Source organism: Algoriphagus sp. (assembly GCF_030694375.1).
Classification (GTDB): domain Bacteria; phylum Bacteroidota; class Bacteroidia; order Cytophagales; family Cyclobacteriaceae; genus Algoriphagus.
Genome location: NZ_JAUXYL010000007.1, coordinates 1 through 14,823, shown reverse-complemented (window position 1 = coordinate 14,823; position 14,823 = coordinate 1). Strand labels below are relative to the sequence as shown.

Below are 14,823 nucleotides of genomic sequence, written 5' to 3'. Positions count from 1 at the left end.
GGTTGTTCCGTTTAGAAGCTAACTGAATATTCAAATAAACGAACAAATCCTTGTTACGGTCTCTGCTAAGTATTGTTTTTTTCATCGGATGTGGGCTGGGCCTGTCCGTGAAATCATTTGCTCAGGATCCGCAATATAGCCAGTATTATGCGGCACCGCTTTATTTGAATCCTGCAATGGCCGGCGGTGAGTTAACAGGTCGGGTCGGTTTCAACTACCGAAATCAATGGCCTTCCATCGATGCGCAATTCACCACATTTTCTGCCTACTACGACACCTATCTTCCTGACTATAACAGTGGAATCGGCATTCATCTGATGCAGGATACAGAAGGAGCGGCTAAGCTTCGATCGACTACGATTTCAGCTATTTATTCTTATGAATTGAAAATCGCCGATAATGTTTATTTCCGTCCGGGATTTCAAGCGAGTTACATTCGTAGAGAAATCGGCTTTTATGAAAATTTAGTTTTTGCCAATCAGATTAATCCAGCTGATCCATTTGGGCCCACATTTCCCGGGACGGATATTCCTGGTCTTGGGGATCCGGTGGGGATGCTCTCGCTTTCTTTTGGAGGACTTCTATTTACGGAAAATCTTTGGATCGGGGCTACAGCTCACCATGTTAATGAGCCTAACCAATCCTTTATCGATGGCATTAGTCCTTTACCGGCAAAGTTTTCCTTTCATGCAGGTTATCGGATACCGCTGGGTGAAGGAAGTATGCGGAGTGATTTCACACACATGAGGAGACAACGTTACTTTACTCCAACAATCAATTACAAGCGGCAAGGACCATTTGAGCAATTGGATATAGGTGCATATTTTTATGTAGAACCGCTTGTTTTTGGGCTTTGGTATAGAGGTTTGCCATACAAGCCTGTAGAAAATCAAAGTAATCGAGATGCCATCGTGATGATGGTTGGTGTCAACTTACTCAGCGGGCTGAATATCGGCTACAGCTTTGATTACACCGTTTCTCAGTTGGGAATTCAGTCTGGTGGAGCTCATGAATTGAGTTTGTCCTGGACCTTACCCAACAGCTATCAAGGTAAGCCCCTGCGACGGGACACTATTTTACCTTGTCCTAAATTCTAATCCTCATGAATCCCGAAAATTTGAAGTACCTGCTAGTCGGGGTTTTAGTGTTTGGATTTTTGGCAAAAAAAATACTTGCCTATTTAAATGTAAAGAATCCAATCCCCAAAATTCCGGGTACGCTTTCGGAATACCTCAATCCCGCAAAACTCCAAGAATCAAAAGCTTATCAACTAGAAAATTTTAGCTTTCAATTCTTAACGGGCGTTTTTTCATTTGTCGTGACTTTTTTATTTATCGCTCTAGGTTGGTTCGGAACAATTGATACTTGGGTAGCAGGATTTGGATTCGCTCCATTGGTTAAGTCCCTGGTGTTCTTTGGAGTGATTTTTATAGGATCGGATATTCTTAGCCTGCCTTTTGATTACTATAATACATTCGTAATCGAAGAGAAATTCGGCTTCAACAAAACCACTGTCAGCACCTTCTTTTCTGATAAATTAAAAGCCTATGTGCTTTCGATTCTTGTGGGTGGAGGATTGTTGCTGGTTTTCTTTTGGCTGATTCATCAGATGGGTAAAAATTTCTGGTGGCAGTTCTGGATTATCGCGGCAGTTTTCATGGTTTTGGTCAATTTGTTTTATATCGCATGGATCCTCCCACTTTTCAATAAACTTACTCCCCTTGAAGACGGAGAGCTGAAGGACAAAATCCTTCAGTATGCCAAATCGGTAGATTTTCCATTGGACAATATTTTTGTAATCGACGGAAGCAAGCGATCCTCCAAGGCCAATGCTTTTTTTTCAGGGTTTGGGAAGCGGAAAAAAGTAGTGCTTTATGATACGCTTCTGGATCAACATCCACCGGATGAACTAGTGGCTGTACTGGCGCATGAGGTAGGGCATTACAAAAAAAAGCACATCATTTGGAGTATGGTCACTGCGATACTTCAGGTCGGACTGATGCTTTTTTTGCTTGCCCAATTCATTTTTTCAGAAAACATGAGTATTGCGCTTGGAGGTCAGGCATGGTCAGCGGAATTGAATATTATTGGGTTTACGATGCTCTTCACACCTATTTCACTGATTTTGGGAATTGGGATGAATTGGCTGAGTCGGAAAAATGAATTTGAGGCTGATGAATTTGCAAAGCAGACGTTTGCCGGGGAACCTTTAGCCGAAGCATTAAAAACACTGTCTGTCAAGACGCTCAGCAATATCAATCCGCATCCCTGGTATGTGTTTGTCAATTATTCACATCCTCCGCTTTTGGAGCGATTGGAAAAATTGGAAAAATGAATTGAAGAATTGGAAAATTGAAAAATTTTAGATTCCATTCGATTTAGGAAAAGTTTCTAGTTTTTGCTTTCAAAGTCTTGTGCTGAGGCTCCTTTCGTTTTTTTTTATAAATCAAAAGACCGCCAGATCAAATCTGACGGTCTTTAGTCTTTTATCTAGCGTCTTAAGTCTAAACTCTATAAAACTCCTCCCATCCCTTTCTTGGCGGCATGCCAGCCAAGACCTGATTGGCAAGCGGATTATTGGTGATCTGCCTAGTCTCCCGATCAAATTCCAGTTTTACACCCATTTGCTGCGCCATCACGCCGAGGCAGAATACCTGACTGAGTGGCCCTGCGATTTCAAACGGTGATCGGGTCTTTTCCTCCCCTTTGCAGGCTTTCAGGAAATTGGCAAAATGGTTGGAAGGGCTTTCGGGTACTACAGGAAGTTTGGATTCCCATTCTTTGGCCTTTTGCTCAGGAATGATCGAAAGCGTACTTCCGTGCGAGCCTCCCTTGAAAGTCAGCTCCTTACTGTAGATGATCTTTCCGGGATTCAACTTTGCCGGCTGGATCTGTCCGTTGCTTGGTGGCGGGATGTTTGGATCGAGTTCGGATACGCCATAGCCATCAGGGACAGAAGGGATATTGTCCAATCCATCCTGCCAAGTGATCGTCATGGGAGGCATGGCTCCCCGTGCGGGAAACTTGAATTCAAGCGTGGTGGACATCGGGAAAAAGAACATGTTGTGTCCACTCAGTTTGGTGGGGTTGATCTCGTAAGGCAGTCCCAAATCCAAAAACTCGTGCGCTGTATCCATAATGTGCGCTCCCCAATCTCCCAAGGCTCCCATGCCGAAGTCGTACCAGCATCTCCACTGTCCGTTGTGATAGTCCTTATTGTAAGGATGCGTTCGAGCTTGACTTGTCCATGTATCCCAATCTAAAGTAGATGGAACAGGCTCAGCGGCCGGAAATCTCGTGATTTTGGGATCCCAATCGTGCCATCTTCTACGGCTGTTCATGTGCGCGGTCATCGCGGTGACATCTTTGATGATGCCGGCCTCTTTCCATGCCTTGAACTGGAAATAGTTGCCTTCTGAGTGCCCTTGGTTTCCCATTTGGGTGGCCAGTTTTGGATATTTTTTGGCGGCAGCCATCATCAAGTCCACCTCTTGAAAAGTACGCGCCATGGGCTTCTCCACATAGACATGCTTTCCTTCTGCCAATGCCATCATCGTCACCGGGAAGTGTGAAAAATCAGGTGTGGCAATACTGACTGCGTCAAACTCCTTTCCGATCTCTTTAAACATCTTGCGGAAGTCCTGATATTTTTTGGCTTTGGGAAACATCCCCATCACCTCCAAAGTCTGTTTGGCACCCATGTCCACATCGCAGAGGGCGACGATATTGCAGAGTCCGGTTTTATCCAAGGCCTTGATAATTTCATTGCCACGATTTCCGATGCCGATGCAGGCAAGGTTGACTTTATCACTGGGTGCCACGTAGCCCATGGACTTTCCGAAGACATTGGGGGATAGGATGGTCAATCCCGAAAGCCCAAGTGCAGCTGTCGCTCCGGATTTGAGAAAGGTTCGTCTATTGGTTGACATGATGGGGGTATTTTTGGGTTGAAACTATTGAATATGAATATAAAAAATGTTTAAATTTTAGTAGTTAGGATTTCCTAAATTTAAGAATCAGAATGATGACTTGGGGTTATTGATTTGAAAATCAACGGAAAGGATTGCGATAGAATGTTGTAAAAGGAATTTTTCCTGAATTTTGAAATTAAAATTATAATTTACGGAATCGATTTCGAAAGAAATTTTCTTTTGAATAATTAAAAGTGAAATTGGGGGGGGGGTAAAATTTTATTCTGAAATAAATAAAAATTCAATATTTTGGGTTTAGTTAAATGGATATGCGGAATTAAGAAAAGTTTGATATTTAATTTTACTGGTTTCAATTAGTTTATGTTCCACTTTTAAAATCATATTATCATGAAAAAACGATTAATTCAGTTGACGGGCATTTTTGCCCTGTGTTTTTTAGGGTTGTTTTCCCTAGATCTTTCAAGTCCAGGTGGAGAGAAAAGCCTCCTTCTTTCGAGTGTAATTCCAAATGGATACTCACAAACAATGTGCGATCCACCAGCTCCAAGCTGTGGACCATTAATGGGAAATTCTTCAGGAAGTAGATATTGTTGCGCAAACACTGATTCTTCTTGTTGTTATGCAGCTGGATGTGGAGGTTCACATTCTTAAATTATGGTTTTGGTATAGGTGCTATTTTTCTCTCGAAGATGAATAGCACTTTTTTTTAGGATTTTATTTAATTTCAAACTATGAAAATTAAGTTACAGGTATTAGCATTATTTTTCTTGTTTTTATCGTGCTCAAGTCCTTCTAATCACGCTGAAAATGTCAGTCTAAATATTATTAGTCAAGACTTGCCAAGTCAAGCATCAATCTTGAATTTGTCTGAATTCTATACATTTGATAGGTTGATAAAACTTCAATCTAACGATTCCTCGATCATTGATTATATCAATAAGGTATTGGTTGATGATGATTTGGTGTTTATAAAAGGAGGTAGTTCCCTTTTTAAATTTAAATTAAATGGAGATTTTCAAAAAAAACTCTCCAAAGGAATTGGCGGGCCGGATGAATATGTTAACCTTACAGATGTGCTTATTTTGCCAGAGCAGGATAGGCTTTGGTTATATGACTCGAATCAAAGATCCATATTTCAAATTAACTATGATCTTGAAATGGAAGTTGATTATTCCTTAAATTATCCTTTGTTTGGGGTTGAAAAATTAGAAAAGGGATTAATTGGTACTTCGGGGTATTTAGAAGTATTAGATAAATTTTCTTCATTATACTCGTTTGTAGGGGAAAATTTAGCAACTGGATTTGCGCTAAGCAAAAACCATTTGAAATTTAACCCTGAAAAAGCTAGGTATCTTCATGTGTACAGACACGACTTTTTTTCCAAAGGACCAGTTGGGTACAATTTTGTAAATTCTTTTAATGATACTATTTATTATGTGAGTGAAAATATGGAAGTACTTCCAAAATATTATGTTGATTTTGGTTCAAACAAGGTGAACGAGAATGAATTGATTGGTAGGGATTATTCTTCTATAGTTGATGTATTCCAATATATCAATTCTTCTGATAAATCCTACAACGTTGGGAATGTGGTAGAATTTGAAAGATACCTGTTATATAAATTTTTTAATCAAGGTCTTCCATTTGTTTCTGTTTATGATAAAAGTGAAAAAATTCTTAAATCAGGAAGGAAGATTTCATTTGATTATTTGGGACAAGATGTAGTACTTGAATTGGATGAAGAAATTTCTTTTGGAACTTTAGGTAATAATAGGGCCTATTTGGTAATACCTTCTGAAGCCAGTATTTTACGAGAATACCAAGTGCTTTTTCAGGTGAAAGACGGAGACAATCCTATAATTTTATTTTTTGATGAAAAATAAACTCTTTGTGCTTTTTAGTTTAGCTTTAGGATGTTCTTCACCTCAAGAAAAAAATCAAAACTTTGAGATGACTGAAATCAGGTCTTTGAGAGAACTTGTAAATGAAGGATTGAGTACTGATCGATTTTACTACATAAAAGATCTTCCTGAAATAAAAGAAAAAGGAGAGGGCTTGGTCCTGATATTACCTGGAAGCTCTTGTTTTAATTGTTTCGAAGATTTGAATTTGTTTTTAAAAGGATATTTTTCAGAAAATCCTGAAATAAAATTATTGGTTGTTAGAAACAATAAGATTAAAGAGAGGGAAATAAGGTTTTCCTTGCAAAAGGTTATTTCACTTGATGAGGTTTATATTTATGAAATAGGACAATTGTCTATTCTAACTCAACATGAGTTTTTTCCTAAGCTTGGATATTTCAATAACGGGAAAGTTTGCTGTTTGGAAGTATTTGAGCAAGGAAATCAAGAGAAGCTTAGTAATTATTTTAATTATCTGAGGTTTAGGGATTAGATCTTTTTTAAGTTTTACTTTGTTGTATGGGAAGGAATATCTTCAGTTATAGTTTCTTACCATTTTTCTCTATCTTTTCCTTGCTTAATTTACCTCACACCCATGCGCGACCTAGCCGACTTTCACCAACCGATCACTGATCTTTTTCCCCAACCCAAATCTGCCTCGGATTGGGACCAATACCGACTTAGCAGGGAGCAGCTTGAGTTTTTTCATGAAAATGGCTATTTGGCGGGTATCAAGCTTTTGGATGAAACCCAAATCGAGGCCTTAAAAAAAGCATTGGACGAGGTGATGGATCCGCAGCACCCAATGCATCATCTTTTCCATGAGTTTCACAGCAATGAATCCGGTGATCCCAACAAAGTGCTGTTTCATTCCCTAGGTCATTGGCGCATTGCCGAAGCTTTTCACGATGTGATCTGGAATCCGGCTTTTCGAATGGTCGCTAGCCAGCTTTTAGGAGATCGAGCGGTAAGATTTTGGCACGATCAGCTCTTCTGCAAACCTGCACATCATGGAGGAAATGTCGCTTGGCACCAAGATTACAGTTATTGGACGCGCACAATCGAGATGCAGCACCTGACCTGCTGGTGCGGATTAGACGATGCGACAGCCGAAAACGGCTGCCTGCAATATGTGCCTGGTTCTCACCGATGGGGACTGCTCGAAAAGCCTGCTCTTGCAGGAGAAATGGATGGCTTGATGGCAATGATGACGGAGGTGCAAAAAGCCGAATTCAAGCCTGTGGCCATTCCGCTGAAAGCCGGTCACGCGGCATTTCATCATCCGCTACTCGTGCATGGGAGCTTTGCCAATTATTCCGACCGGTCCCGAAAAGCTTTTGTTCTGAATGTTTTTGCGGATGGCACGGTCTCTGATACCAACGAACCACTTCTCGAGGGTGTACCGGTGATTCCAAAAGGCGAAAAGATGGAAGGGAAGTTCTTTCCATTGATATTTGATAGAGAATTGAAAAACTGAAAAATTTGAAGATTGGAAAATTAAGAATCTAGGTCTTTTAGGTCAGCGCTTTATTTTCTGAATTGGAAATGGAGCTGGAATAGAAAATTTAGACTTTTATTTCCTCCTTGAGCTTAAAATCTTCTCAGATCCTCGTAATTCGTATTTCGAAAATCGTACTTCTATATGGCTTCAGGCTTATTTGCATTATTAGACGATATCGCCGCCTTGATGGACGATGTGGCAGTCATGAGTAAAGTGGCAGCAAAGAAAACTGCCGGAATTTTAGGGGATGATCTGGCTGTAAATGCTGAAAAAGCATCGGGTTTCGTCACAGACAGGGAGCTTCCTGTTCTTTGGGCGATTATGAAAGGATCCCTGCTCAACAAAGTAATTATTCTTCCTGTAGTCTTCCTCCTAAGTGCCTTTTTACCGATAGCTGTTACCGTGATTTTGGTGATCGGGGGCCTGTACTTAGCCTACGAGGGTGCCGAAAAAATCCATGAATACCTCGTGCCTCATCGGGAAGAAGCCCAATCCCGATTGGACTTAGATTTAACCGAAGTACAGATTTTAGCTTTGGAAAAAGGTAAGATCAAATCGGCTATCACTACGGACTTTATTCTTTCTGTAGAAATAGTAATAATTGCATTGAGTACAGTAATGGACAAACCCCTAATTACTCAAATTGCAGTCGTTTCGGTGATAGCCTTAATTGCGACGGTGGGCGTTTATGGAATCGTCGGCCTCATCGTGCGCATGGATGAATTTGGATTAAAACTGATTGCAATGAACGAAAGGACGGATAGCTTTTCCGATAAAGTGGGAAAGCTATTGGTCGGCGCCTTGCCAATAGTAATCAGGATGCTCGCCTTTGTAGGTACAATTGCATTGTTATTGGTTGCAGGAGGTATTTTTGCACATAATATCGATTTCTTTCACCATTTACTGGAATCTTGGCCGCCGATAATCAAAGAGTTTCTGATAGGCTTGGCCGTGGGTGTATTGGTGTTGATTCCGGTTTTGGCTTTCAAAAAAATCCGAAAAAAATCCTGAACAACCTGATCGGGCAGGACTTGTATTCATTCAAAAAATTCTATTTTGAGAGCAAGATTCAGGATTGTGTGCTTTTGCATTTTCCCTAAACCCAAAATACCATGCTCTTCCCTCGAAAAAGCCTTCTCTTTACTATCCTGTTTACATTTTTCGCAAGTTTTGCTTGTGCTCAAAATGGACAAACATTTCTTCAGTTTGAAGGAAAAACCGGTCCTGGGAAGGATAAACACATCGTCCTGGTGGCAGGAGATGACGAATATCGCTCGGAAGAATCCATGCCCATGCTGGCAAAAATCCTTTCCACCCGATACGGATTTAAAACCACTGTACTGTTCCCGATCGAACCCGGTACTGGGAATGTGGTACCCAACTACCAAAACAATATCCCCGGATTGGAGCATCTCGAATCAGCAGATCTGATGATCATGCTGATCCGATTCCGCGAACTTCCCGACGAGCAAAGTCTATACATTGAAAATTTCCTCAAAGCGGGTAAACCCATCATCGGTTTGCGCACCTCGACACATGGGTTTGCCTATCAGAAAAACAAGGAATCAAAGTTTGCCAAGTGGACTTGGAACGGGAAAGAAGCAGGTTGGGAAAAGGGATTTGGAAAACGGATTTTCGGAGAAACCTGGGTCAATCACCACGGGGTCCATGCAAAGGAAGGTTCCCGATCGCTGATCGACGGAGTTCAACAAATGAATGATCATCCGGTGCTTCGGGGTGTTAAAGACATCTGGGTGCCCGAAGATGTGTATGGAATACAAGGCCTTCCCAAAGAAGCGGAAGTCCTGATCTATGGACAATCCACTGCCGGAATGGATGATCAGGCACCGCTGATGTGGGAGAAATCGGTCATGCCCATTGCCTGGACCAAACCCTATCAAATCGAGGGAGGAAAGCCGGGTATGGCCTTTGCCTCTACGATGGGTTCATCACTCGGTTTCCAAAGTGCGGACCTTAGAAGGTTGGTGGTGAATGCTTCCTTTTGGCTCTTGGGTATGTCGGATACGATCACTCCCGATTTGAACGTGGAGTACGTGGGGGAGTACAATCCGACCAACTTTGGCTTTGATACCTTTCGGAAAGGGATGAAAGTGGAGGATTTTAGGTAGGCAGCAAGTAGCTAGAATTAAGTATCAAGAACTTCGACATTCGATATTCAGTGTTTGATGTTCATTATTTTACAAAATTTTAAATATCGAACATCGAATGTTGAACATCGAATAAAGACGATTTAAGCCGCTGTTAGTGTCTTCACTAACAGCTAAGTGTGAAGAACTTCGACATTCATAATTCATCATTCGACATTCATTATTTTACAAAATTTTAAATATCGAACATCGAATGTTGAACATCGAATGATGAAGATTTTTGAAAATATCAGATGATTGAAACCAATAAACCATGAACAAAATAGGATTCAACGTGCTGGCTTGGTCAGCGGAGATTTCGGAAAGCTTATTACCGATTTTGGACCGATTGAAAGCTATCGGCTACGATGGAGCAGAGTTTTTTGTAGGCGGTACTGATGAAAAAGCATGCCGCCTAGTCGGAGACCATTGCAAAAACATCGGACTCGAAGTCACTACGGTGACGGTATTGAGTCCGGAGGAAAACCCGATTTCACCTGACGCTAAAGTCCGCGAAAAGTCCGTCGAAAAACTCAAGTGGGTTCTTGACCGTGCTGCTGATCTGAATTCCCAAGTCCTTTGCGGGCCTTTCCATTCTGCTTTTGCGACTTTTGCATCCCGCGCCCCGATCGAGGACGAGTACAACTGGTCCGCTGAGGTCCTGCATGAAGTTGGAGATTACGGAAAAAAGCTGGGAATTTTGATGACTCCCGAAGCCCTCAATCGCTTCGAATGCTACTTGGCGAATACTATGGAGCAACTGGACTACTTACTGGCTAAGGTCAATCATCCAAACGTTCAGGCCATGTTTGACACCCACCATGCGAATATGGAGGAGAAAAAACTTGGGGCAGCCATAGAATTCATCGCTCCACGACTGGGACATTTCCACATTTCAGAAAACGACCGAGGCACTCCGGGTTCGGGGCATGTCAACTTTGACGAAACTTTTGAAGCATTGAAGAAAGTCGGTTATTCCGGTTGGCTGACCATCGAGGGCTTCACCCGCAACGATCCGGCTTTTGCCAATGCCATTGGAGTTTGGCGAAACTTTTCCGAACCTTGGGATATGGCCGAAAATGGCTACAAGTTGATCCGGGAAATGGGGGAGAGGTATGGGATGTGAGTGGAGAAGCAAGAAGCTAGATTATTAGAATAAAATAGTTAATACTTATTGGCAATAATCAATTACCAATTATCAAATTCAATTTTCAAGTAAGACCTACTAACTGCTCCCATAAAGGGAGGAAATAATAATTGTCAAATTCATTATTCAATTCTCCGGTTGAAAAATCCCTGATCATTGAGAATTGACCATTGAGAATTGGTCATTGAGAATTGACCACTGATCATTTAATCTCTTCCTCCGGAATGGCCATCGTATGATTCGCTAAAAGTTTCCACTGCCCATCAACGAGCGCATAGGTCCGCATAAAATGATAAGTCGTCGGACTTGGACCTCGGTCCACCACGGTGTAGCCGCTGACCACTCCGGTGGTTCCTACAATCACCACCTGCTGATCCCGAGAAGTACGATTTTTTGTATCGTCTGCCTGTCCTGCTTTGATTCGTTTTGCTCTGCCAACAGCAGCCTCTTTTCCGTCAATTTGGCCGGCATGATTGTGCACCCAAACAAATTTATCCGCAAGCAGATTTTCCAAAAAAGCAACATCAGATTCCAAAAGTGCTTTTTCCCAACCCAGATCGACTTGGAGAAGTTGTTCATTTTGGGTTTGACCCACAGCAAACCAATGGATCGAAAGGATAAGGAACGAGGTGGTAAGAAGTGTTTTCATTTTTTAGGTGATTTTAAAAGAAATTACAAGATTTTTTCGGGTTTAACTTTTCTATTCATCAAGTTGGTCATTGCGAAAATCAACACCAAGAAAATCCCTAAAAAGCCCAAAAGGAAGGAATATCCGGTTAAGCTTGCAATTTTTCCAAAGAGAAAAGGCATCAGCGTAATTCCCATATAGGCACTCGCCATCTGCATACCCATGATGGTTTGAGAGTGCTTTTCTCCGAAATTAACAGGAGTCTCATGCAGCAGACTCGGGAATATCGGTGCGCAACCCAAGCCAATCAGTAGAAACCCGGGTAAAATCGTTCCCGAAAATGGAAGGAAAAGTAACACCAGACCCAAGGCAATCACTCCAAGTCCAAGTTTAACCAATTGGCGATTGGTCAAGTGAAGGGTCAAAAAACCGGAAAAAAATCGTCCGATTGTGATTCCCAAATAATACAAGGAAGTAAGCCTTGCCGCCTGATCGACTTCAAATCCCCTTTCGAAAACCAGGAAACTCGCACCCCACAGCCCAAAAGTCGCCTCAATCGTGCAATAGCAGAAAAACACCGCAAGGGCTTGTTTCAATCCGGGAACCCTTGTTAAAAGTTTTAAGAAGTTTGATGGCCTTGATTCTGGAGTTGATGCCGATGTCTTTTGGTTTTTTACCCAAAGGGGAAATGAAAGGAGCAAAATCACCACCAGGCCAATTTGAATCCAAGCGACAGTTTGATAGCCGCTGTTCCAGGAATCACCTTTGGCCAAATAACCTGCCATGATCAGCGGTCCGATCGCTGCTCCTACACCCCAAAAGGAATGTAGCCAATTCATGTGTTTGGCCTGGAAGTGCAGTGCGACGTAGTTATTTAGCGCGGAATCTACACTTCCTGCGTCAAGTCCGAGGGGAATCGCCAAGAGGCACAGGAAGAGAAAGTGATCTGAATAGGCAAAACCCATCAAGGCCAAAGCTGTCATTCCCACGCTGCAAGTGGTCACCGCCGTAACGCCAAATCTATCGATCAGTTTTCCGCTAAAAAGGCTGGAAATCACCGTGCCAGACGCTACGATCATAGCGATGATTCCGGCATAATCCAGGGGGACACCCAAACCTTCAAACATCGCCGGCCATGCCGATCCCAACAGCGAATCCGGAAGTCCCAAGCTGATAAAGGCCAGGTAGATGATGAGCAGGAGAAGGAGTTTTTTCAAAAGTGAAGGGGATTGGCTGCTGAGAATATTAGAAATGGTTTTAGCTAAAATTAAAAAAGTTGGACAGTTCTTCAATTTTTTCTTTGAGCAGGATAGTTACCTGGAAAAGACTTTGTCTCTTGGATAGTCCGAAACTATCATTCATGCGAAACCTCCTATTCCTTGCCTTGCTTTTGAGCCTAAGTTTTCAGGCTTTCGCGCAACAAAACCGTCCCAACATCATCTTCATCCTCACCGATGACCAACGCTGGGATGCCTTGGGTTTTGCGGGGAATCCGATAATCCAGACTCCCGAGATGGATCTGTTGGCTGCAGAAGGGACTTACTACGAAAATGCCTTTGTTACTACTCCAATTTGCGCAGCGAGCCGGGCCAGTATTTTGACGGGAATGTATGAGCGAACGCATGGCTATACTTTTGGGCAGGGGGATATTAAAGCACCCTACATCAACCAATCGTACCCTGTCGAACTGCGAAAGGCAGGGTATGTAACCGGGTTTTTTGGAAAATTTGGGGTGAATTACGCAGGGTTTGATGGGCTTTTTGATCAAGGAGATAATTACGATCGGAATGGAAAGTTTGACGATCGGAGGGGGTATTTCTTCAAGTCTTTGGGAGAAGATACCGTCCACCTGACCCGCTATACCGGACAGCAGGCGATTGATTTTATTCAGGATGCCCCCAGTGAAAAGCCCTTTATGCTTTCCCTGAGTTTCAGCGCACCTCATGCCCATGATCCGGCCAAACTCCAATATTTTTGGTCACCGGAGTATGACACGATGTATCAAAACATCACGATTCCCGATCCATTGTTGAAGGAGGATTCCTATTTCCAAGCCCAACCCGAATACGTACGAACCGGAGAAAACCGCACTCGCTGGCATTGGCGATACGATACCCCCGAAAAGTACCAGCATAGTGTCAAAGGCTACTACCGCATGATCTCTGAAGTGGATGCGGAAATCGGTAAAATCCGGAAAACACTTGAAGCGAAAGGCTTAGCAGAAAACACAGTGATTATTCTGATGGGAGACAATGGCTATTTCCTAGGCGAAAGACAGTTGGCGGGCAAGTGGTTGATGTATGACAATTCGCTGAGAGTACCCTTGATTGTATTTGATCCGAGGGAAAAAGGAGGAAAACGAGATCAGTCTTTCGCACTGAATATCGATGTGCCGGCCACGATTTTGGATTTGGCAGGAATTTCTCAACCGCAGATTTGGCAGGGACTTTCCTTGAATTCTAAGCTACTCAGCAAGCGCAAGGAAATGCTTTTTGAGCATCTATGGCAGACTCCGATCATTCCTCCAAGTGAAGCCATCCGAACTGAGCGTTGGAAATACCTTCGCTATATCAATGATCCCGGGCATGAGGAACTGTATGATTTGAGCGTGGATCCCATGGAAATAAATAACCTCATCGCTGACCCAAAGCACCGAGAACTTATCATCCAACTACAGAAAAAACTAAGTAAAAAAATCGGGGAATATGAGAGTAGTAGGGTAGTGGTTCGCTAAATCTGCTTTTCTCAATAGATGAATACACCATAAACCGGCTTTTTCAAGCAGGAATCAACTCGTGTTCCGCACAATCAATTCTTAATTCGGTGTTTTGTAGTTGAGATTGCAAGAGCTTACAATAATGCTGTCCTTCATCGTGTTGATAGTTGACACAGGTAAAGCACATTCGTTGAATGGTTATGATATTTGCCTTGTGTAGTTCGTGTATAAGGTTGAGCAAGCTCGAAAGGATGATTTCTTTTTGTTCATTTGAAAGCATAAACAAAGGTTTTTCAATCGCAAAGGCAAAGTTTGCCGATTTCTCGGCTGTCTGTTTACCTGTAGGGGTCAAACCAATAATGTAGCTACGTGTATCTGTTAGGTCATTAAATTTTTGAATAAGTCCTTTTTGAAGTAACAGCTTAACGCTATCGCTGATAGTGGATTTGGTCATATTGAACTCCTGAGACAAATAGCTCACTTTGCACTTTTCGTCCGAATGGAAAAGCAGGAAAATCAAAATCTGAATTTGTATTGGACTTAAAGCATTCTCTTTGCTTTCGAGCCAAAGCAAAACACGAAAAGCTTCTGCGATACGTTCCAAAGCCACGACAATTTTGCTTTCAACTTTTTGGTTTTGCCTGTCTAGGGAAAATGGCGATTTCATCTGTTTATAATTTTTTTCAATTGTCAGATGGAATGCCCTATATTGCAAAATCCGGTCAAATTGACCCCCGCTAGCCGAAGGAAACTGACCCCTTCTGGCCGGAGCAAATTGACCCCCGCTAGCCGGAGTAAATTGACCCCCTTGGAGGAATATTTTTTGGGAATGGAATAGTGGTGTTTCGAAG

The 14,823-nt window shown here is 42.4% G+C and carries 13 protein-coding genes; 9 read left to right on the top strand and 4 right to left on the bottom strand.

The genetic code is table 11. The annotated features are described in order from the left end of the window. Positions 1 to 50: 50 nt before the first annotated feature. Entirely contained in the window at positions 51 to 1,097 is a 1,047-nt protein-coding gene (locus Q8M62_RS01315; RefSeq protein WP_370690534.1) for a type IX secretion system membrane protein PorP/SprF, read from the top strand. 5 nt (positions 1,098 to 1,102) lie between these two features. Further along, positions 1,103 to 2,335 (top strand): M48 family metallopeptidase, encoded by a 1,233-nt coding sequence (locus Q8M62_RS01310; RefSeq protein WP_304899740.1) that lies wholly within the window; start codon positions 1,103 to 1,105, stop codon positions 2,333 to 2,335. 169 nt (positions 2,336 to 2,504) lie between these two features. On the opposite strand, the gene Q8M62_RS01305 is transcribed toward Q8M62_RS01310, so the two are convergent. Further along, complete coding sequence (locus Q8M62_RS01305) at positions 2,505 to 3,929, bottom strand: Gfo/Idh/MocA family oxidoreductase (protein WP_304899739.1); 1,425 nt, start codon at positions 3,927 to 3,929, stop codon at positions 2,505 to 2,507. Between the two features lie 734 nt (positions 3,930 to 4,663). On the opposite strand from Q8M62_RS01305, the gene Q8M62_RS01300 reads away from it, so the two are divergent. From Q8M62_RS01300 to Q8M62_RS01275, 6 genes are all read left to right on the top strand, one after another. Then, complete coding sequence (locus Q8M62_RS01300; RefSeq protein ID WP_304899738.1) at positions 4,664 to 5,815, top strand: 6-bladed beta-propeller; 1,152 nt, start codon at positions 4,664 to 4,666, stop codon at positions 5,813 to 5,815. Beyond that, a complete protein-coding gene (locus tag Q8M62_RS01295; RefSeq protein WP_304899737.1) occupies positions 5,805 to 6,326 on the top strand; it encodes a hypothetical protein in 522 nt (173 codons plus the stop codon). The genes Q8M62_RS01300 and Q8M62_RS01295 overlap by 11 nt, the downstream gene beginning before the upstream one ends. A gap of 102 nt (positions 6,327 to 6,428) precedes the next feature. After that, on the top strand, positions 6,429 to 7,310 hold the full coding sequence (locus Q8M62_RS01290) for a phytanoyl-CoA dioxygenase family protein (RefSeq protein ID WP_304899736.1): 882 nt from the start codon (positions 6,429 to 6,431) through the stop codon (positions 7,308 to 7,310). Between the two features lie 165 nt (positions 7,311 to 7,475). Continuing rightward, positions 7,476 to 8,345 (top strand): DUF808 domain-containing protein, encoded by an 870-nt coding sequence (locus Q8M62_RS01285; protein ID WP_304899735.1) that lies wholly within the window; start codon positions 7,476 to 7,478, stop codon positions 8,343 to 8,345. Positions 8,346 to 8,446: 101 nt separating this feature from the next. Further along, entirely contained in the window at positions 8,447 to 9,463 is a 1,017-nt protein-coding gene (locus Q8M62_RS01280; RefSeq protein WP_304899734.1) for a ThuA domain-containing protein, read from the top strand. 292 nt (positions 9,464 to 9,755) lie between these two features. After that, positions 9,756 to 10,607 carry a sugar phosphate isomerase/epimerase gene (locus Q8M62_RS01275; protein ID WP_304899733.1) on the top strand — a complete coding sequence of 284 codons (852 nt, stop codon included), beginning with the start codon at positions 9,756 to 9,758 and terminating at the stop codon, positions 10,605 to 10,607. 223 nt (positions 10,608 to 10,830) lie between these two features. Here Q8M62_RS01275 and Q8M62_RS01270 read toward each other — a convergent pair whose 3' ends face one another. Together Q8M62_RS01270 and Q8M62_RS01265 are read right to left on the bottom strand one after the other, a co-directional pair. After that, positions 10,831 to 11,277: a nuclear transport factor 2 family protein gene (locus Q8M62_RS01270; RefSeq protein WP_304899732.1), complete on the bottom strand. Its 447-nt coding sequence runs from the start codon at positions 11,275 to 11,277 to the stop codon at positions 10,831 to 10,833. 23 nt (positions 11,278 to 11,300) lie between these two features. Next, positions 11,301 to 12,473, bottom strand: a complete 1,173-nt coding sequence (locus Q8M62_RS01265) for a sugar MFS transporter (protein WP_304899731.1) — start codon at positions 12,471 to 12,473, stop codon at positions 11,301 to 11,303. Between the two features lie 143 nt (positions 12,474 to 12,616). Between Q8M62_RS01265 and Q8M62_RS01260 the strand changes: the two genes are divergently transcribed. Then, positions 12,617 to 13,990 (top strand): sulfatase, encoded by a 1,374-nt coding sequence (locus tag Q8M62_RS01260; protein ID WP_304899730.1) that lies wholly within the window; start codon positions 12,617 to 12,619, stop codon positions 13,988 to 13,990. A gap of 43 nt (positions 13,991 to 14,033) precedes the next feature. Here the strand turns inward: Q8M62_RS01260 and Q8M62_RS01255 are convergent. Then, positions 14,034 to 14,823 (bottom strand): MarR family winged helix-turn-helix transcriptional regulator (locus tag Q8M62_RS01255; protein ID WP_305668001.1); only part of this gene is annotated, 790 nt, incomplete at its 5' end.